General features: G+C 43.7%; 18 protein-coding genes. 11 read left to right on the top strand and 7 right to left on the bottom strand.

The window, feature by feature from the left end; all coding sequences use genetic code 11:
* The first annotated feature begins 281 nt into the window (after nt 1-281).
* Nucleotides 282-1,361 carry a patatin-like phospholipase family protein gene (locus FTU42_RS01170; RefSeq protein WP_180082911.1) on the top strand — a complete coding sequence of 360 codons (1,080 nt, stop codon included), beginning with the start codon at nt 282-284 and terminating at the stop codon, nt 1,359-1,361.
* A 60-nt stretch (nt 1,362-1,421) separates the two neighbouring features.
* Nucleotides 1,422-1,739, top strand: coding sequence for a hypothetical protein (locus FTU42_RS01165; protein ID WP_180078716.1), 318 nt, complete (start codon nt 1,422-1,424; stop codon nt 1,737-1,739).
* A gap of 54 nt (nt 1,740-1,793) precedes the next feature.
* Here the strand turns inward: FTU42_RS01165 and FTU42_RS01160 are convergent, their stop codons facing one another.
* Complete coding sequence (locus FTU42_RS01160; protein WP_180082910.1) at nt 1,794-4,148, bottom strand: Tex family protein; 2,355 nt, start codon at nt 4,146-4,148, stop codon at nt 1,794-1,796.
* A 336-nt stretch (nt 4,149-4,484) separates the two neighbouring features.
* Between FTU42_RS01160 and ompR the strand changes: the two genes are divergently transcribed.
* The 4 genes from ompR (at nt 4,485) to FTU42_RS01140 (ending at nt 9,573) form a co-directional block, all read left to right on the top strand.
* Entirely contained in the window at nt 4,485-5,249 is a 765-nt protein-coding gene (gene ompR, locus FTU42_RS01155; RefSeq protein ID WP_004278590.1) for a two-component system response regulator OmpR, read from the top strand.
* Nucleotides 5,250-5,509: 260 nt separating this feature from the next.
* A complete protein-coding gene (locus FTU42_RS01150; protein ID WP_180074971.1) occupies nt 5,510-6,970 on the top strand; it encodes an ATP-binding protein in 1,461 nt (486 codons plus the stop codon).
* A 205-nt stretch (nt 6,971-7,175) separates the two neighbouring features.
* A complete protein-coding gene (locus FTU42_RS01145; protein WP_005095307.1) occupies nt 7,176-8,693 on the top strand; it encodes an acetyl-CoA hydrolase/transferase family protein in 1,518 nt (505 codons plus the stop codon).
* A gap of 229 nt (nt 8,694-8,922) precedes the next feature.
* Nucleotides 8,923-9,573, top strand: coding sequence for a DsbA family oxidoreductase (locus FTU42_RS01140; protein WP_005095305.1), 651 nt, complete (start codon nt 8,923-8,925; stop codon nt 9,571-9,573).
* A 109-nt stretch (nt 9,574-9,682) separates the two neighbouring features.
* On the opposite strand, the gene FTU42_RS01135 is transcribed toward FTU42_RS01140, so the two are convergent.
* Complete coding sequence (locus FTU42_RS01135) at nt 9,683-9,883, bottom strand: dodecin family protein (RefSeq protein ID WP_005095303.1); 201 nt, start codon at nt 9,881-9,883, stop codon at nt 9,683-9,685.
* 400 nt (nt 9,884-10,283) lie between these two features.
* Here FTU42_RS01135 and FTU42_RS01130 point away from each other — a divergent pair, with 400 nt between their 5' ends.
* From FTU42_RS01130 to FTU42_RS01115, 4 genes are all read left to right on the top strand, one after another.
* Nucleotides 10,284-10,451, top strand: a complete 168-nt coding sequence (locus FTU42_RS01130; RefSeq protein ID WP_171063334.1) for a hypothetical protein — start codon at nt 10,284-10,286, stop codon at nt 10,449-10,451.
* A 267-nt stretch (nt 10,452-10,718) separates the two neighbouring features.
* Nucleotides 10,719-10,898 (top strand): hypothetical protein, encoded by a 180-nt coding sequence (locus FTU42_RS01125; protein WP_005095300.1) that lies wholly within the window; start codon nt 10,719-10,721, stop codon nt 10,896-10,898.
* Between the two features lie 9 nt (nt 10,899-10,907).
* Nucleotides 10,908-12,302: a hypothetical protein gene (locus FTU42_RS01120; protein ID WP_005095298.1), complete on the top strand. Its 1,395-nt coding sequence runs from the start codon at nt 10,908-10,910 to the stop codon at nt 12,300-12,302.
* Between the two features lie 92 nt (nt 12,303-12,394).
* A complete protein-coding gene (locus FTU42_RS01115; protein ID WP_180082909.1) occupies nt 12,395-13,516 on the top strand; it encodes a hypothetical protein in 1,122 nt (373 codons plus the stop codon).
* 427 nt (nt 13,517-13,943) lie between these two features.
* On the opposite strand, the gene htpG is transcribed toward FTU42_RS01115, so the two are convergent.
* The 5 genes from htpG to FTU42_RS01090 all read right to left on the bottom strand — a co-directional run bounded on the left by htpG (nt 13,944) and on the right by FTU42_RS01090 (nt 19,850).
* Nucleotides 13,944-15,863 carry a molecular chaperone HtpG gene (htpG, locus tag FTU42_RS01110; RefSeq protein ID WP_100329325.1) on the bottom strand — a complete coding sequence of 640 codons (1,920 nt, stop codon included), beginning with the start codon at nt 15,861-15,863 and terminating at the stop codon, nt 13,944-13,946.
* Between the two features lie 158 nt (nt 15,864-16,021).
* On the bottom strand, nt 16,022-16,366 hold the full coding sequence (locus FTU42_RS01105) for a lysozyme inhibitor LprI family protein (protein WP_005095291.1): 345 nt from the start codon (nt 16,364-16,366) through the stop codon (nt 16,022-16,024).
* Nucleotides 16,367-16,548: 182 nt separating this feature from the next.
* Nucleotides 16,549-17,172 (bottom strand): OmpW family protein, encoded by a 624-nt coding sequence (locus FTU42_RS01100; RefSeq protein WP_180071884.1) that lies wholly within the window; start codon nt 17,170-17,172, stop codon nt 16,549-16,551.
* Nucleotides 17,173-17,503: 331 nt separating this feature from the next.
* On the bottom strand, nt 17,504-18,868 hold the full coding sequence (locus FTU42_RS01095) for a Na+/H+ antiporter family protein (RefSeq protein WP_005173021.1): 1,365 nt from the start codon (nt 18,866-18,868) through the stop codon (nt 17,504-17,506).
* A gap of 100 nt (nt 18,869-18,968) precedes the next feature.
* Nucleotides 18,969-19,850, bottom strand: a complete 882-nt coding sequence (locus FTU42_RS01090) for an alpha/beta fold hydrolase (RefSeq protein ID WP_180071883.1) — start codon at nt 19,848-19,850, stop codon at nt 18,969-18,971.
* A 117-nt stretch (nt 19,851-19,967) separates the two neighbouring features.
* Here FTU42_RS01090 and FTU42_RS01085 point away from each other — a divergent pair, with 117 nt between their 5' ends.
* Nucleotides 19,968-20,462, top strand: coding sequence for a DUF4442 domain-containing protein (locus tag FTU42_RS01085; RefSeq protein WP_218208693.1), 495 nt, complete (start codon nt 19,968-19,970; stop codon nt 20,460-20,462).
* The last annotated feature ends 44 nt before the right edge of the window (nt 20,463-20,506 follow it).

Below are 20,506 nucleotides of genomic sequence, written 5' to 3'. Positions count from 1 at the left end.
GTCTACGACAAACACAGCTAATACTAGCTTTAAAAATATGGATAGGTCTTGCAGGTAGTTTGTTTCTAATTCATGCTTTTTACTGGCCAAGCTATCCTATAACCACGCTTTTGATTATTTCATTTAATCTACCTTTTTTTAATTTACGCAATAAAGAACTCATGCACACTTACATCAACCCGATGCCATGACTCTCAAGTCACCTTAGGACATATCTTGCCATTGGGTCTAAAGACGCATCGATTAAAATAAGCACACACTTGGCTGGTATGGGTTGAATCATGGTACAGATTTTACAAAAACGGGCGCCTGCGCTGACGATTCGTGCTGGCCATCTGGCACGTGAGCTGATTCTGCAACAAGGATTACAACCTGAACAGGTCGATATTATCCCCGGTGCTGCAGGTGGCCCAAAAGGAATCGGGATTCAGGGTCTGGATCAGGCAATTTTTGGCGAGTTTTTCCCACGTGCCCCACAACGGCGTACTCTCGTTGGTTCCTCGATTGGTAGCTGGCGTTTTGCCAGTATGGCTGCACATGGGGCTCAACAGGGAACCGAGCGTTTAGCTGAGCTGTATACCAACCTTTATTTCCATAAAAAAATGACCCGCCAGGAGGTCAGCGAAGTTTGCCGCGGCATGCTACTCGACCTGGTACAAGGCAAGGAAAATGATCTGGTCAATCATCCGGATTATCATCTCGCTGTGATTTCAATTAAAGCCAAGCACATTTTCCAGAGTGACAAAGCGCTGCCTTTACTGGCTTCTGTAGCCGGAATCGTCGGAACGACTGCTGTTGCACGTAAACACAGCCGTCATTTTATGCAGCGTGTGATTAGCCAGCCGAATATGGGGGAACAATTTCAAATCGCGGAAGATGGATTTACTACACATTATCATGCCCTGACCGAGCAGAGTGTATTGTCCTGGCTGATGGCCTCGGCGTCGATTCCCGGGGTAATGGCAGCGGTGAACAATATTCCGGATGCACCGCAGGGTTATTACCGCGATGGTGGCCTGATTGACTATCACATTGACCTGCCCTTTCAGAGCAAAGGCATTGTGCTCTATCCACATTTTACTGACAGCATTACCCCCGGCTGGTTTGACAAGTTATTTAAACGCACCTCAAATCCGGAAAATCAGGCACGCACCTTGTTGCTTTCTCCATCGCAGGACTATCTGCAAAGTTTGCCTTTAGGCCGCTTACCGGATCGTAAGGATTTTACCCTGAAGGGCCTAGATCAGGCAGAACGGATCAAATTATGGAAAGCCTGTATTGCTGAAAGTCAGCGTTTAGGCGATGAGTTTCTGGAGCTGGTCGAGAAGCAGAATTTTGCTGAGGTCATGAAAAGCTTGTAATTGACCGAGAGTGCCCGATTATTTGTATAATTGCTTTCATTTTGTGAACTGTTGAGATTTATGCAGAAGTTTTTAGTGGTCCTGCAATACCTGTGTCTGGCCTTTGCCGTCTATCTGACTTATAGCGTGAGCATCTCGCTGTATAACCAAGATTTTGTCCTGATGGAGCTGGTCGCTGATATTGGTACGATTCTGATCTGTATTGACTTGGGCGTGTTTTTATTTAGCAGTAAAACCAAAGCAGGCATTAGCATGGAAGAATATGCCAAACGACTGGAACAGCCACCGTCGAAACTGGTTTATGTGACACGAAAAATGGGGCATCTGGGTATTTTGCTGATTATTACCAGCTGGATTGTACCGATGATCAATTCATAAAAATCAGATATAAAAAAACCTCCCGATGGGAGGTTTTCTTTTAGCAATTAAAGATTACTTTGAACCTTTAATCCCTGCTTGTAATAACAATGCGCCTAAACCACCAATTTTTTGCTCTTGTGGTTTAGCCACTTGCGGTTTCTTGCCCTGAGGACGCTCACCTTGCGGACGCGCTTGCTGTGGACGTTTGCCTTGAGGCTTACGCTCACCGCGCTGTTCATTGTTTTCACGACGTGGCTGACGTGGTGCTTTTGCCGGCGCTTCAGAACCTTCAGGACGCATCGATAAGTTCACACGATTACGTTCAGCATCCACATTCAAGACCCGCACTTGCACGATTTGACCCGGTTTCACCACTTTATGCGGATCCGCGACAAATTCATTGGCAAGTTCAGAAATATGTACCAAACCGTCTTGATGCACACCGACATCGACAAATGCACCGAAGTTAGTGACATTGGTCACCACACCTTCAAGCTGCATGCCTTCAGACAATTGCGCAACTTCAGTAATGTCATCACGGAACTTCGCCGTACGGAATTCTGGACGCGGGTCACGACCCGGTTTTTCCAGTTCGCTTAAAACATCTTTGATAGTTGGCAGACCGAACTTCTCATCTGCAAATTCTTCAGCATTGACCTGACGAATGATTTCAGTATTGCCAATGATATCTTTCACTGTCGTCGCTTTCGCTTCAACAATTTTAGATACAAGTGCATAAGATTCTGGATGCACTGCAGATGCATCTAATGGCTCAGAACCATCTTGAATACGCAAGAAGCCTGCTGCCTGCTCAAAAGTACGCTCGCCTAAACGTGGCACTTTCTTCAAGGACTGGCGATTATCAAAACGGCCATTTTCCTTACGGAATTCCACAATTTGCTGTGCAATCGATTTATTCAGACCTGCGATATAACCCAAAATCGCCGCAGATGCCGTGTTGACATCGACACCCACCGAGTTCACACAGTCCTCTACCACTGCTTCAAGGGTTTTCGCCAGACCAGTCTGATTCACATCATGTTGATACTGACCCACACCTATCGATTTCGGATCGATTTTTACCAGTTCAGCCAATGGATCCTGTAAACGGCGTGCAATTGACACTGCACCACGAATCGACACATCCAGCTCTGGCAGTTCTTGAGAAGCCAGTTCTGATGCTGAATACACCGACGCACCTGCTTCAGACACAGATACACGCGTCAGTTTAAGATCGCTATTCGCCGCCATCATTTCAGCCACTAAAGCTTCAGTTTCACGGCTTGCCGTTCCATTACCCACTGCAATCAGGTCAACATTGAACTCGCGGCATAAACGTGCCAGTTCAGCCAATGAACCTGCTTTATCATCTTTGGGTGCAAATGGATAAATCGTGCTGTGTGCCAGCACATCACCCGATGCATTCACCACAGCCAGTTTCACACCGGTACGGATACCCGGGTCAACGCCCAGAGTGGTGCGCGCGCCTGCAGGAGCAGAAAGCAGTAAATGACGCAAGTTTTCAGCAAATACGTTCATGGCTTCTGTTTCAGCAGCCAGACGTTTTTCAGTCAGCAATGAGTGTTCAATGCTTGGACGCACTTTGCCAAGCCAGAACAGTTTTGCAGTTTGCTTCAAGAAGTCCTGACGTGCTTGCGGCTGAATCGTTTCTAAATTGTATTCAGTCTCAATGCGTGCCAATGGTGCAGCATCTTCGCCATCCACTTTCAGGCCCAGAACGTTTTCTTGACGGCCACGTAGCATCGCCAATAAACGATGTGAAGGCACTTTGTTCAGGTTTTCAGAGAAATCGAAATAATCACGGAATTTTTTACCGACTTCTTTCTTTTCTTCAGAAGCAACCAAACTTCTCAGCACTGCAGTTTTGGCAAAAGTGGCTTTCAGTTCAGTGGTCAGCGCGATATTTTGTGCCCAGTCATCAATCAGGATGTGCTGGATCGCATCAAGCTGGCTTTCAGTATCTGGATAATCGTCATGGCTAAAACCGGCCAATGCGTCGCTTGGATCTACCGCTTCAGCAAAAATTTTCTCAGCGATTGGGCCTAAACCGGCTTCCTTGGCCTTAAATGATTTACTGGTACGTTTTGGACGGTACGGTGCGTAAATTTCTTCTAATGCATTTTTGGTTTCAGCTGCATTCACACGCGCCAACAAATCATCAGACAATTTATCTTGTTCTTTGAGTGATTCAATCACCTTGTCACGGCGCTCATACAAATCACGCAAGTATGATAGACGCGTATCGAGTTGACGTAATTGCGTATCGTCTAAGCCTTGCGTTACTTCTTTACGGTAACGTGCAATAAAAGGAACACTGGCACCTTCATCAATAAGCTTGATGGCAGCTTCAACTTGGTTTGGACGTACGGCAAGTTCTTTTGCCAACTGCTGAACTAAGTCAGTCATCGTGTTTGATCCCACAAGGATAAGTACTAAATGGCATGATTATAAAGACCGGGCCTATAAAATCCACCATTGTTTTTATTAATTTGTCTCAACTTTATATTATGAAGTGCGACAGTTTTCAGCTTTTCTGAATATAGTTTGCATGAACTTTGCTTTTTATGTTGCTCCAAATCATATTTTTTGTCCATTTAGATGTATATATTTGGTATCTATGTCTTGATTTTAACTGCAATATTTGGTGCTTTAGAGCATAGTCAATTAATATCAATGAATCGTATACTCAAAGCATATTTCATTTTTTGTTTATGACGACAATAAAGAATAAAGGAGCATCTCATGAGTTTAGTTGTACCTGCTGAAAAAGCCGATGCCGTACATACCGAAACAGACCGAGTCGAACGCATCTTGGTTGTTGATGATGATGTTCGTCTGCGTACCCTATTGCAACGTTTTCTCGAAGATAAAGGCTTTGTGGTGAAAACTGCACACGATGCCACGCAGATGGATCGACTTTTACAGCGGGAACTGTTTTCTCTGATCGTGCTCGACTTTATGCTTCCGGTCGAAGACGGTTTAAGTATCTGTCGTCGTTTACGCCAATCCAATATCGATACGCCCATTATTATGCTGACCGCGCGCGGCAGCGATTCTGACCGTATTGCAGGGCTTGAAGCCGGTGCGGACGATTACCTGCCTAAACCGTTTAATCCGAATGAATTGCTGGCGCGTATTCGTGCGGTATTGCGTCGTCAAGTGCGTGAAGTACCGGGTGCACCGAGCCAGCAAATGGAAGTGGTCTCATTTGGCCCCTGGTCACTGGATTTATCAACCCGTACATTGACCCGTGAAGGTCAAGTCGTGACTTTAACCACAGGTGAGTTTGCGGTATTGAAAGCTCTGGTTCAGCATCCACGCGAACCGCTCACCCGTGACAAGCTGATGAATCTGGCACGTGGTCGTGAATGGGGTGCCATGGAACGTTCGATTGATGTTCAGGTGTCACGTTTACGCCGTCTGGTTGAAGAAAATCCGGCGCGTGCGCGTTATATTCAGACCGTTTGGGGTGTGGGTTATGTGTTTGTTCCAGATGGTGCGGAGTAAATTAATACCTTGATTCATGACGGAGTCTTATGGTTTAAGCTCATTTATAGGGTTTAACCTGCGGTTCGCCTTACTTTTGTTTCGACAAAAGTAAGCAAAACCATTGTCATCCGCAAAACTCGACAACCTCCGTCATTCAAGCAATTCTCTCGCAGAAACATCATTGACCATCTTGAGTCCTGCCTCAAACAGTTGCGGATGACCTTAACGTGTATCCAACTACGAGGGGAAGCCTCCCCTTTTGAGCAAAAGGACGCAGTGTGAAACTCGACCCCATCGACCCACAAAAATTTACCGATTTTGTTACCTACTCAGAAAAAAAACGCACCCGTGGGGAACGCTTTCTAGACAAGATCAAACCGCGTTCTGCCGCCATGCGTACCACAGTTCTGGTGGTCTTTGTGGTCTGTTTCAGCCTGTTCATGTCTTTGTGGTTCTTCTGGCGTACCTTATTTTTACCTGAAATCCAGCAACATGCGCGCTATCTGGCCATGGAACTGGAAATTCTCAATAATCCCGATCTGCGCCTGTATCATAAACAGCAGGAAGTCGATATTGATACCTGGTTAAAAAACCGCGTTGGTATTGAATATGTGACCAATCCGGCAGAGTATCCCACTGTCCGGGAAAAAGTGATTGCAGAATTTTTTACCCGGCAGATCGAAACCAAGCTGGCCAAAGAACTACGTATTGAAGAGGCCACGGTCTATTTCCAGTTTAAACCAAGCCCGCGCATCTGGATCCAGACCCCTGAAATGAATGGTCACTGGGTGCAAGAGCCTTTAAAAACCTATGCCAATTATAGTAATGAGCTGATTCTGGGCTGGTTACTGGGCACGCCGATTATTGTCGGCATTATTATCCTGACCTTGGTGCGTCAGCTGAACCGGCCTTTACGCCGTTTGCAGGATGCTGCCAACAGTTATAGTCGTATCGGTTCGGCGCCCTATCTGGATACCAATCATGGTCCACTGGAAATCCGTCAGGTCAATCATGCTTTTAACCAGATGATTTATACGCTAGATCAGACTGAACGCGAACGCCGCATCATGCTGGCCGGTATTTCACATGACTTGCGCACGCCTCTAACACGGATTCGCCTGAGTGCCGAAATGATGCCGGATGAAGACTTTCTCAAAGAAGGCCTGATTTATGATGTCGAAGATATGGATGCCATCCTGAATCAGTTCATCTCCTATATGCGTGATGGTTCTGATGAAGAGCCGCAGGATACCAATGTCAATGTGCTGCTCCAGGAACTGGTCAAGCAGTTTAAACCGCTCGATATCCGCTTTACGCCACAAGACATCCCTACCATTCAGGCACGCAGCATGTCGCTAAAAAGGCTGATTGGTAATCTGATCAATAATTCGAAACGTTATGGTTCAGAACCGATTGAACTGTCTGCTCATGTAGAAGACGGGCACCTGTTGATTTGTGTTGCAGACCATGGAGAAGGCATCCCGGAAGATCAGATTGAAGCCCTGATGCAGCCTTTTGTACGGGGTAATTCTGCACGGACTGTACAAGGCAGCGGCTTGGGACTGGCAATTGCCAAACGGATTGTCGATATTCACCATGGTCAGTTGCGTATTCATAATCGTCCTGAAGGCGGACTTGAAGCCATCATTTCATTGCCCTTAAATCAGGCTGGCACAGAGACGCCTCCCCCTGCCACCACACTCGATAAAATCCGACAAACCTTGACTGATCACTTTTAAGAAGTGATCAATAATCCAACAAACAACTTTTTAGTTTTTCTATACAATTCATTTTATATTTCATTAAATCAACAATTTAAAAATCATCATTTTTTATTATACCTACATTTAGCTAAAAAATTAGACCTTAGCCTAACACCTATGCACAATACATTTTTTGAGCGGTACAATCCGTCTCATAGTTTAAGAATTAATGAGAGTTAAAATGTCTTTAGATCGTATCCGTTTAGCCTCCCTACACAACAAAGTCATCAGTCCAGAACAAGCGGCTGAATTCATCAAAGATGGCATGACTGTGGGTATGAGTGGCTTTACTCGCGCGGGTGAAGCGAAGGCGGTTCCTTTAGCTTTAGTTCAACAAGCAAAAGCAAATCCATTAAAGATCACGTTAATTACTGGTGCATCACTAGGAAACGATCTAGACAAACAACTGACTGAAGCTGGCGTACTGGCACGTCGTTTACCGTTCCAGGTCGACAACACTTTACGTAAGGCGATCAACAACGGCGAAGTGATGTTCATCGACCAACATTTGTCTGAAACTGTTGAACAAATGCGTAACCAACAGCTGAAAAAACCAGATGTTGCGATCATTGAAGCGGTTGCAATCACTGAAGATGGCGGCATCATTCCAACCACATCTGTAGGTAACTCTGCAAGCTTTGCAATCTTTGCTGAAAAAGTAATTGTAGAAATCAATACCAACTTAAGCCCGGCATTTGAAGGCTTACACGATATCTATATCCCGTCATACCGTCCAACGCGTCAAGCGATTCCTTTGACTCAAGTGGATGAGCGTATCGGGACACATGCGATCAATATTGATCCAGCAAAAATTGTCGGTATCGTATTCAACAATGACTTGCACGACTCACCATCTACAGTGACTGCACCAGATGATGAGACGCAAAGCATCGCCAATCATTTGATCGCTTTCTTTGAAAAAGAAGTGGCTGAAGAGCGTCTACCGAAAAACTTAGGTCCATTACAGGCGGGGATTGGCTCAATTGCCAACGCAGTATTGACCGGTCTGAAAGATTCGAACTTCGAAGACTTGATCATGTACTCAGAAGTACTACAAGACTGTACCTTTGAGTTGATTGATGCAGGCAAAATGAAGTTTGCTTCAGGTTCTTCGATTACCCTGTCTGCTAAATATGGCGAGAAAGTATTTAACAACCTGGAACAATACAAAGACAAACTGGTATTACGTCCACAGGAAATTTCGAACCATCCTGAACTGGTACGTCGTTTAGGTATTATCGGTATCAACACGGCACTTGAGTTTGATATTTACGGTAACGTGAACTCGACTCACGTCTGCGGTACCAAAATGATGAACGGTATTGGTGGTTCAGGTGACTTCGCACGTAATGCGCACCTGGCGATCTTCGTGACCAAATCTATTGCGAAAGGTGGCGACATCTCTTCTGTAGTGCCTTTTGCTTCACATATCGACCATGCGGAACACGATGTAGATATTCTGGTAACTGAACAAGGTTTGGCAGATCTTCGTGGTTTAGCGCCACGTGAGCGTGCCCGTGCAGTGATTGATCACTGTGCACACCCCATGTATCGTGATGCCCTGAATGATTACTTTGACCGTGCTTCTGCAAAAGGCGGCCATACGCCTCATCTGCTTCGTGAAGCGCTGTCTTGGCATTCAAACTTCGAAGAAAATGGTCACATGCTGGCTGTTGAAGCTGCAGTAAAAACTGCATAATTGACTGCATTCGAAAAACGCCCTACGGGGCGTTTTTTTATGGGATTTTTATCTTTCTTGAATAGCCATAAGCAGACTCTCTGGACAAAATCATCAGGCTATCATTCATATTCTCGTCCAATCTTCATGCTGCCAATATGCTGTAGAAATCCCCTTCTGATGCTCAAGGACTTTAAATTCTGATTCTTCACCCTCATACTTAAACACAAGAGTAAATTAGAGACATGACATGCGCGTAGATATCTGGTCAGATGTGGTTTGCCCCTTCTGCTATATTGGTAAAAAACGTTTAGAAGCAGCTGCACAAGAAGCAGGCATTGAACTTGAAGTGCATTGGCACAGTTACCAGCTCGACCCTGAAGCACCAGTGCGCCAGGAAGTGTCCAATTCTGAGCGTCTGGCACAAAAATATGGTCGTAGCGTAGCTGAAGTCGAAGAAATGCAGCGTAATATTGCCGAGATGGCCAAAGCTGAAGGCATTGAATTTAACTGGGAAGGTGCCAACTCAGGCAATACTTTCAATGCGCATCGTATTATTCATCTGGCGCAAAGCAAAGGTTTGGGTACTGATGCACAGGAAGCTTTCTTCTATAGCTATATGACGCAAGGCTTGGCCATTGGAGAGCGTGAAACACTGGAAGATGTCGCAGCACGTATTGGCCTGAATCCGGTCGAGGTCGATGACTTACTGGACTCTGATGAATTTTCCGATTTTGTCAAATTTGATCAGGAAGTGGCACAGGATCAGCTCAAAGTGACTGGTGTACCTTTCTTTGTTTTTGATCAACGTGTGGCCTTGGCAGGCGCGCAGCCTAAAGACGTGTTCTTGCAGGTTTTTGAGAAAGCGCTGGAGACTGCAGCAGAAAATCCGGCTGAATAATACTCAACAGAGAGTTGCAATACGCCTAGGCAATCGAACTCAGAAAATTTATAAAAACATCCCCATTTCAGATGGGGATGTTTTTTGCATGTCATTTACACTCATTGACTTAGTCGACCAGAAAACTAATTTTTAAATTTACACGATATTCCGTGATTTTATTTTCTTTGATGACCACCTTCTGTTCATTGATCCAGGCACCTTGTACATTTTTGATGGTTTCTGTGACTTTTTGAATACCGGTTTGAATCGCATCTTCAAAGCTTTTCGTACTGCTTGAATTAACTTCCACCACTTTTGCAATTGCCATAATGAAACTCTCATTGTAAACATGAATGAAAATCCATCTTAGTTCATTCCCACAGGATTGCAGCAGCGCGTAAACAAGCGACAGCAAAAACTTACATGGATTGAACAAAGCTTTCATCTGAGCAGATGAAAATCTGTTGACCTTATTTTGGCAGTTCATGATATTCAAATTTCCATTGTGACTAACAACCATAAAAGCCCCGTAAACAGCCGAAACCCAGACTAGAGCAAATACACTAATATATTGTTTTGTAGAATAATTTTTCTAATTTTTAGGTGCTGCTTTTGCCGAATCTATCATTTTCTATTCAGCCTTATTTGCTATGATTTCACCCGAATCAAGTTTAAATACTCTCCCCTCTGTTCAAGTTGTTGAACACCCTGATATTAAAGGTCGTCCCATGAATGCTCTTAAATTTGCTTTCGCAGCAACTGTTATGGCTTTTTCTGTTCAAGCATCAGCGCAAATGGCACAAGTGGTTTATCTGCCAGACTTTCCGGCAAGCAAAGCACCTGCTGAAACTGTAAATACAGAAACTGCAACGCCGGCAACTGAAAAAACTGCTTAATACCCAACAAGTTTTTATGCAAACAGGCTGATTGATTCAGCCTGTTTTTTTATATCGATTTAATTTAGCTGCTCTCTGAAGAAAATCTGTATTTTAAAAATTATCGATCATTTCATATTTTGTTATTTTCCATTGATATTGATCGCTTTTTTGTCATTAAATTTACTAGTTTATAAATATAAAACAGTTAAAATAAATCACTATTTCATGTGATCTACGCATATAATTGTAGCAATATAAAAATACTGATAATACAAAAGCATTGTTATGAACAGACTTCAGGCATTGGTGCAGGGCAAAATTTCACCTCAGTCCATTTCTATTGATTTTCTGATTGAAATGGCAGAACGCCATACAGATCCTCATTCTGCTGAATACAAATTAATCGAGTTGGCGCTGAATATGGTGCTGGCCCAAACTTTGGATAAAGCGCTAAAACATATCTAGAGATATAAAATGAATGCTTTAAAAAAAGCACACTTAGTCAAGGAATTACATGAATTGATCCAGCAACTGGAGCATCAGGCTCTACCTCTGTACGACGTGGCCCGTTTCAAAAAAAGAATTCGTGATATCTTTAATCTTTGTGATGAACCTATTTTTAAAAATCAGATTTTAGCGTTTAAAGCCCAGACCCAGCCTGAACTTGCTGCCTATCAATTTTCCGCCAGTACCCCCTATCATCTAAGTTTTTGTGGTTATTTCACTGAAATTCCAGCTCTGGAAAAGGCACTGTATACCCAGCCAGATATAGGCTGGGCAATTCTACATCATCCTGAGCGTGGCTGGCAGGTCTGGCTAATTCCGGCACCGAAGCATCCTGCACTAAACAGTGAATGGAATGAGTTACAACAATGTTCTATCTGGCTGTCACAGCAACAATTGACAACCGGTCTGCAAGCGGCTCCTCCATTGACTGTACCGGCCTTATCCCTGAATGAAGCAGAAGCCAGCTTAAAAGCGGCGGCAACGACTCGATATCATCGTGGCCGACAAAAAGCAAAAATCAACTCATTAAGCTTAAATCATTCAGATGAACCACACATTCAGATACAGGCCACGTCTGAGTATCTAGATCATCCATTACCCACTGAAACTGCGATTGTGCAGGAAAAAATTATTGTCCCAGAAGTGATCGATTTTCCCACCGAGATTCAACTGGGAGACGTGATTGCGCAGGTTCAGCCTTTGACTCCGGAAGATACCAATCTCCAGCGGCTTTGTGCTTTAGAATTGGAACCTGATGTCGGGCATCCAGCCTATCTGGATATTGTGCTGTATTATGCCGCAGAAGATCACTGGCAGGCACGCCAAGTTTATTTGGTGGAGCAGCTGAATCTGCAAGGCCAGTTTATTAAATATCTGATGCTTTTGGGTGCATCAAGTCAATTACAGGCGCACTATTGTATTGAGCATTGGTTGAGTCAGCATCAGTATCAGGCTGCTGCGATTAAATCGCTGTCGTGGCCTCAATTAAGTACAGGTTTCACGCAATTGCATCTGTTGTCAAAAGCCTATTTGCAACAAGCAGAAATAGTCTGGACACAACCCGATTATTATCCTTATATTCCGGCAGATTCGATTCAGAAACAAAAATTTATCTCATTTGAGGAAGCCCTTGCGGATTTCTCTACACCGATACTCTTATTGCAAGAACATCAGCGAATACGCGTGATTCATGGTGAAAAACGCCTGTCTCTCGCAGAGGATGAACTGGCCTATCCATCTATCTTGCTGCAACGTGATCAACAGCTAAACTGGCAAAAAATTCACACGATTATTTTAATGATGTCGCAACCCATTCAGGTCATGGAGCTTTATCAGGCAATTCAGACTCAAATCATTGAATAATTGCTGTTATTTTGTAGCTTTAACTTGCTTTTTATCGCTATATTTAAGAAAACTACAGCTGAATAAAAGAATACAAGAGTAATAAATATCTCATGCAAATAAATCGAATTACTCAGATATTCCTGCTCTCTCTTGGCGTGGGAATCAGCAGTAGCATGTCTTGGGCAAATTCAGTAAAAGATGCTTCTTCAGACCAAGAAAAAAAATCGGAGAGTGTTGAGCCGGCACGTTCAGGACTTCTGGATCAAATTCCGCGTTTGATTGATGCAACACCAACCATTCTTCCAGAGCAGTCGAATACCGCCATCGTCCCGCCAACGTTAGAAACGGAAAATCATTCATGGGCCGATCAGAAACAGAAAGGCATCCGAGAATGGGCAAATCGTACTGCGCATAAAATTGATAACTGGTTTGGTGAAACTGATCCGGATCAGCCGGCTGCCGCCACACTGCGTGTCATTTTGGATAATCGCTGGGATGAATATGAGGGTTATGAGATTAAGCCCCGTATCCGTGGCAGAATCAAACTTCCCACTTTAGAGCAAAAGCTGAGTCTGGTCTTCGGTGATGACAGTCTGGACAATGAATTAGACAGTAATGTCGCGATTACCAATGAAAATCCGGCAACATCTGGAGATAAGCGTCTCGATACCAAGCGCGCACGCCAGGATAACAGCTCATTCGCCTTACGCTGGTCGGAATGGTCAGACCGGATTCCTTTTGAAACCGATCTGGATCTGGGTTTACGCTCCGGAGATGATATTTACCTGCGCGTCAAAGCCAGTAAAGATTGGACACTGGAAAATGACTACTTTTTTCATGCCGAACAGATTTATCGCTACGGGATTCAAAGTGAAAACTATTTGCGTACCAATCTGGAACTGATCCATACCCGTCCCAATCAGGCATTTTTTTCCAATCAGCTCAGTCTGACCTATGCAGATGATCAAGATGATGATCTGACCTGGGACAACTATACCTTTAGGCAACATCAGTTTTTTCAGGACAACCGTTTTAGCTATGGTATTTATACCGGCGGTTATCTAAATGACAAAGATCTACGTCTGAATCGCTGGGGACCATATGTGTCTTGGAGACAGCCTTTTTTACGTGAATGGTTTTTTGTCCAGACCGACCTCAACTATCTGAATGATCATCGCGAAGATCGTGATCACTATGTTGGTGCTTTGGTGCGTTTAGAGGCATTGTTTTAAACTCAAGCGCGGTGCAAAGCTAAAAAATCCCTCCGTAGAGGTAATGCTGACCAGTTAAAGAGTTTAGAAATAGACTCTTTAATTTTTAGTCATTCACGGCGGAGTATTAATGTCATAAATCAAAGTCTTGTAAATTATTTGTTACTTTGGTTTCGCCCAAATGAGAAGCGAAGCTTCGCAAGGAAGGCATCTTGCGGAGCAACACTCCTCACCGCAAAACTCGTCAACCACCATCGATTAGTAAATTTGTCGCAGAAACAATCATTTTTAAATCTTGCAGTGCAATACACCTCATGCCTCAAACAGTTGCGGATGACTTTTCTATCTATCAGATATAATCATGAATTTGAAAAAGAAAATGCCAGTCAATTCCTTAACTGACTGGCATTACTCCGTAGAGGGATTTTTTAGCTTAGAGCATCATGTGTTAAGCAAGCAACAAGCTATTGATACGCTTCACATACTCAGCAGGATTTTCTGGTAATCCACCTTCTGCAATCACCGCCTGATCAAAGATCACATTGGCCAGATCGTCAAACTGCGCTGAGCCATCCAGTTTTTTCACCAAAGGATGTTCCGGGTTGATTTCCAGAATCGGCTTCATATCCGGTACAGGCTGACCTGCATCTTTTAGCATACGGATTAATTGTGGAGATAGTTCCCCTTCTCCAGTCACCAGACAGGCCGGTGAATCGACCAGACGCGTAGTCACGCGCACTTCTTTGGTCTTGTCTTTGAGTGAATCAGTCAGCTTCTCGACCACCGGTTTAAACTGGGCTGCGGCTTCTTCAAGTGCTTTTTTCTCTTCAGCATCCTGAAGATCGCCCAAATCAACTGCACCCTTAGACACGTTTTGCAACGGCGTGCCATCGAACTCATTCACAAAGTTCATCGCCCATTCATCTACGCGTTCGGTCATGAGCAGAACTTCAATGCCTTTTTTCTTGAACAGTTCTAACTGCGGTGAATTCTTTGCAGCATTCAGGCTGTCTGCAGTCACATAATAGATGGCTTTCTGACCGTCTTTCATGCGTGCTTTATAGTCTGCCAATGACGTGCTGACTTCATCATTGTTCGAGGTTGCATAACGCAGCAGTTTCAAAATACGTTCACGGTTGGCAAAATCTTCACCCAGGCCTTCTTTCAACACTGAAGCAAATTCCTGATGGAAAGTCTTGAATTTTTCCTGATCTTTTTCATCTTCAGATTTGGCCAGATGATCCAGAATCGTCAGGATACGGCGGGCATTCCCGTCACGGATGGTTTTCACATCGCGGCTTTCTTGCAGTAACTCACGGCTGACGTTCAGTGGTAAATCGGCACTGTCTACCACGCCTTGTACAAAGCGCAGGTAATTCGGAATCAGATTATCCGCATCATCCATAATAAAGACGCGTTTCACATACAGCTTGATGCCGGCTTTTGATTCACGGGTGAAAATGTCATGTGGGGCTTTGCTTGGAATATACAATAACTGGGTATATTCAGTACTGCCTTCCACCCGGTTATGCGCCCAAGCCAATGGCGCCGTGAAATCATGGCTTAAGTTTTTATAGAACTCGACATATTGTTCTTCAGTAATTTCAGACTTGCTCCGTGTCCAGAGTGCGCTGGCCGAGTTAATCGCTTCCCACTCATCAGTCTTGACATACTGGCCACCTTTCGGTGTTTCACCTTCAGCCGCTTCTTCCTCCTGCCAGACTTCTTTTTGCATCTGGATTGGCAGGCTGATGTGGTCTGAGTATTTATTAATAATTTGCTTAACCTTATGGCTTTGCAAATAGTCCAGCGCATCGTCACGCAGATGCAGAATAATATCGGTACCACGACCTGCTTTTTGAATTTGTTCAACTTCAAATTCACCAGTACCGCCACTAATCCAGCGTACACCTTCAGATGCATCTGCACCGGCACGACGTGATTCTACCGTGATCTTGTCTGCCACAATAAAACCTGAATAGAAACCGACCCCAAACTGGCCAATCAGCTGGGCATCGGCCTTCTGGTCACCGGTCAGTTTAGACATAAAGTCTTTGGTGCCCGATTTGGCAATGGTGCCTAAATTATCAATAGCTTCCTGTTCGCTTAGACCAATTCCGTTATCTGAAATGGTAATGGTCTTATTCTCTGCATCAAGGCTGACACGAACACGTAAATCCGGATCATTTTCATAAAATTCGGGATGATTGATCCCTTCAAAACGCAATTTGTCACAAGCATCCGAGGCATTCGAAATCAGTTCGCGCAGAAAAATTTCAGGGTTTGAATAAAGCGAATGGGTCACGAGATGTAGTAACTGAGCCACTTCAGCCTGGAAACTATGTTTTTGTGCGTTAGACTCACTCATTAATCACTCCTTTTATTTTAAATACAGGTCAATACTGTTGCCTATATGAATGGAGTGAGTTCCTCAATTTTCAATAGTCAGTGGTATATTTTTTCACAAGATATTTTTGAGCACTTGATCTGGCAGGGTTTTAATCTTTGCCAGACCGACTGTCAGACTTAATAAGGCCCAAGCTTATAAATGCGCTGAAACTGCAAGTCCAGTTGCTGTTGACGCATATTATAGACTTGGTTCAGGCAAGAGACCGATTCCAGACACTGGTCGCGAAACTGCAACCATTTGACCTGATCGCGCTGTATCACTGAACGCGTGCCCATGGGAACCATACGCCGTAAGATATGATAGCTGGTACTCATTTTGACATCGGCATCATTAAGCAGACGATGTTCACAAATGGCTTTTTCGGTCACGGTTTCAGCTTTCTGACAATCAAAACTTGCGGCATAGGCAGGTGCGACCAACAGGCCGCAGAAGATCACAATACTCTTCATTAAAAATCTCATGCTGATCTTCCTTATTATTCAATTATTAAGTCGTATTCAATTAATATTTACTTTATTCGTTTTAATATATTTGAACATTGCCAATCTGCTCAATTTCAATAGGTTATAAATCGTTGTTATTTTGAAAAAAAAGCCTCATACAAGATGAGGCCTTTGGAAAATCAATCCAGAAATATGAAAGCTTAGAATTTATAGCTATAGCCGACTGTATATACCCAAGGATTTACCTTTAATTCACCCAAGTCGACTTTTGTACCATCAGGCGTTGTCAAAGTAAGATCTGTTTCAACTTGAGCGTAGCGAACATCTGCAAATACACCCCAGTTTTTAGCATCGGCTGGCTGGAAGTTAAAACCAACCTGACCGGCTACACCATAAGCGACATCTGCATCAAGCTTATGACCTGGTAATGCAATTTCCTCATCCCAAGGAACCACTACGGTTGCACCAATACCGACATAAGGAGTAAAGCGAGTTGAATTTTTAAAGTTGTATTTAGCAGTAATCGTTGGTGGTAAGTGCTTAAACTCAGCTGTTTTCTCACCAAAAGCTTCAGTTGCAACATCATGCGTAAATGGCGTTGCTAAAAGAACTTCTACTGACAGAGGTGAATTTTCAAAAAAATACTCAACAGATGGAGTAAAACCAATTTCATTACTTACTTCTGCTTTTCCAGCAATATTCAATGTCCCGTTGTCGTCATTCTGTGGCGCCAATACAGAACCACCGACTTTCACTTGCCATTGACCTGCCATCGCAGATGCAGAAAGACCCATTAATGCAATTATAGCAACTTGTTTTAACATTTTAAAATACCCCACTGGAAGATTATTTATTAAGAATTTAAATATTAATTTAATGATAAACGTGGAGGGATTTAATATGCAATAGAGATTATAAAACTAAATTACAAATATTATTTAAGTTATTGTTTTTATATATTATTTATTTTAAATATACTAAATTGGTTGGTTTTAATACCAACTAATCTAATCAGATTTAAATAAGGTTATTTAAAGAAATAAACTCATTTTTATATTTAAAACTATTAAAACATGTATTTTAAATATATATTATAAAGCTATTTAAAATACTCCTTGAGTGAATTTAATATTCACTCAAGTCCGTATAATTAAATTACAGCACCATCGCCGCAATCCAGCCAAAAATCATCAGCGGGATATTAAAATGAATGAAAGTTGGAACCACACTGTCTTTCATATGGTCATGCTGACCATCCATATTCAGACCGGATGTTGGGCCTAGAGTTGAATCTGACGCTGGAGAGCCGGCATCGCCTAAAGCCGCCGCAGTCCCGATAATGGCAATGGTCGCAGCCGGGCTGAAACCAAACTGGATACACAGCGGAACATAAATAATCGCCAGAATAGGAATAGTCGAGAAAGACGAACCAATGCCCAATGTGATCAGCAAACCAATCAACAGCATCAGAAATGCGGCCAGTGCCTGACTATTACCAATCCAGTTTACTGATGCTTCAACCAAGGTTGGTACCTGATTAGTCGCTTCAATCACCGCGGCAAAGCCTTGTGCCGCAATCATGATAAAGCCAACTAGCGCCATCATGCGCATACCGGTAATGATCACATCATCCGCTTCTTTCCATTTAAAGATCCCGGCACAACTCAGGATCGCGACACCGACCAGACCAGCCAGAATCATCGAGTCTGAATAAAGCTGTACCGCCAATGTGGCAATAACTGCAAGACCTGCCATCCAGATGGTAAATTTGGCAATCTGCGGTTTAACCTGCTCAGCCACACCCAATTCAGCGGAAATACTTTGCTGTTCCTGGACATGAATATCTTGATATTGACGTGGTTTGCGATAGCTAATAAAGATCGCCACCAATAAGCCTACAAACATCCCGAATACTGGAATTGCCATCGCAGATGGAATCTGGTCATAGCTAATTTCAAATCCGTATGGCTTACCAAAGGTATTGATGTTATGACCCAGAATGTCATTCAGGAAGATTGCACCAAAACCGACTGGAATCAGCATATAGGTTCCCACCAGACCAAATGTCAGCAAACAGGCAATCAAACGACGGTCGAGCTTTAAATGGTTAAATACAGTCAATAATGGTGGAATCAGGACTGGAATAAAGGCGATATGTACCGGAATCACGTTCTGGGAAAATACCGCAGCAATGGCTACTGTAAAAAAGATCAGATATTTCACCCGGTTTTGTGCTTTAAAATCAGCCTCACCTTTTAAGGTGTTGATCATTTTATACGCCAACAAATCCGGCAAACCTGAACGTGCCAACGCCAAAGCAAATGCACCTAAAATACCGTAAGCCAAGGCAATTTTGGCACCGCCGCCCAAGCCATTGTTAAACGCGTCCAAGGTTCCCTGAAGGCCAAGACCTGCCAGTAAACCACCCGTAACAGCACCAATGACCAGGGCAAAAACCACAGGTACACGTGCCAATGAGAGTCCGAACATGACTCCAATAGCAGCAAGAATTGCGAACATAATGAATCGGAATAGAGAGAAAGCGGCTATTTTATCAGAAAATTCGGATAAAAATTCCGCCACTTTTCCTTTCAGCAGTCATGTTCAGTGCTGAGGCTGATTAGACGACTTCAGCAGATTGACGCTGAATAAAGTGATCAATTAATTGAGCCACTTGTTCTGGCTGGCTCAGAATTGCCCAGTGATTGGCGTCCAGTTCCACTTTAGAGAAATTATCGACCCATTTTGCCATCTCATCGACCAGATCAGGCCCGACAAACTGGTCATATTTCAGTACAATCGCTTGTACCGGACAGATGGCAAAGCGCTGCCGTGGTCGGGCCAAACGCGGTAAAAAATTGGCCCGATACAGGTTTACCCCATACTTGCCATCTTTGACGATCTTCGGGTTCAGCGGCAGATCGTCCCGTCTTTCTAATTGCCGGACAATCTTGGCCCAGCGCTGCGGATTAAAAAAATTCCAGGCCAAGGGGGCTAGTAAAGGCAACTGAAATACCGCGATATACCAGGACTTGCTCATTTGCTTTAAAAATTTTGCTTTGTCTTGATTGAACTGCTCGCGCATCCAGAAAGCAGCATGATCCAGACAAGGGCCAGACAGCGTGCTATAAGACAGAATTCGGCCTTTGAATCTTAAATCTGTGACAGATTCCCAAGACTGAATTGAACCCCAGTCATGCGCTGCCAGATGAAAACCACGATTCGGCAATACCTTACTCACTACCTCTTCCAGATCCTGACTTAAGCGTGCCAGGCGGTAATCCGAAATTTTTTGAGGAATACTGGACTCACCTGCGCCACGTACATCATAGCTCACAACAAAATAATCCTGACTCAAATAAGCAATGACTGGCTCCCAAACCGCTTGATGATCAGGATAGCCATGAACCAGTACCAAGGCCGGCTGTTCTGGTTGTCCATAAGTTTTGACACAGAGACGCTGCTGATCCGTGGTATCGACCCATTGCATGTGCATTTCCATCTTTTGATCCTGTTTTTATTATTGACCACTTAGTTTATAAATCGGCATGATTGATCAATGCCAGCGCATTTTTGTTGCTCTAGTATGCATAATCACAGCCGCAAAAAGAATGTCAGTATGAGCCTATTCCAGAAAATTCAAAAACTGCCTCTGGTTTCAAAATTTATTCTGAACCGCTATGCCCCTTATCGTGGTGCAGGCATTGAAATTAATAAGATTGATTTTAATCATTATCACGTTCGGGTCAAAATGCCGCTGACCCGTAAAAACCAGAATATTGTCGGTGTGCATTTTGGTGGCAGCCTGTATTCGATGGTCGATCCCTTTTACATGTTATTGCTGATGCATCATTTGGGGCCGAAATATCTGGTCTGGGATAAAGGCGCCAGCATTCAGTTTTTGGCACCGGGTCGCGGCACAGTGGTGGCGGACATTCGGATTTCTGCTGAAGAAATTGCCACGATTATCAATCTGGCAGCCGATAATGCGCCAGTGTATCGCCATTACCAGCTCAATATCTATGATGAGGCTGGCGTTCGAATTGCCGAAGTACAAAAAACGGTTTATATCCGGCGCAAACAAAGCAAAGGAAAAATTCAAAAAACTGGATAAGGTAAAAGCGCCACATGGGCGCTTTTAGATCTGAATCGATTTAA

The organism is Acinetobacter sp. YH12102 (assembly GCF_013419125.1).
Classification (GTDB): domain Bacteria; phylum Pseudomonadota; class Gammaproteobacteria; order Pseudomonadales; family Moraxellaceae; genus Acinetobacter; species Acinetobacter pseudolwoffii.
Note: the sequence above shows the minus strand (reverse complement) of the source record. Positions and strands in the feature narration are given on the sequence as shown.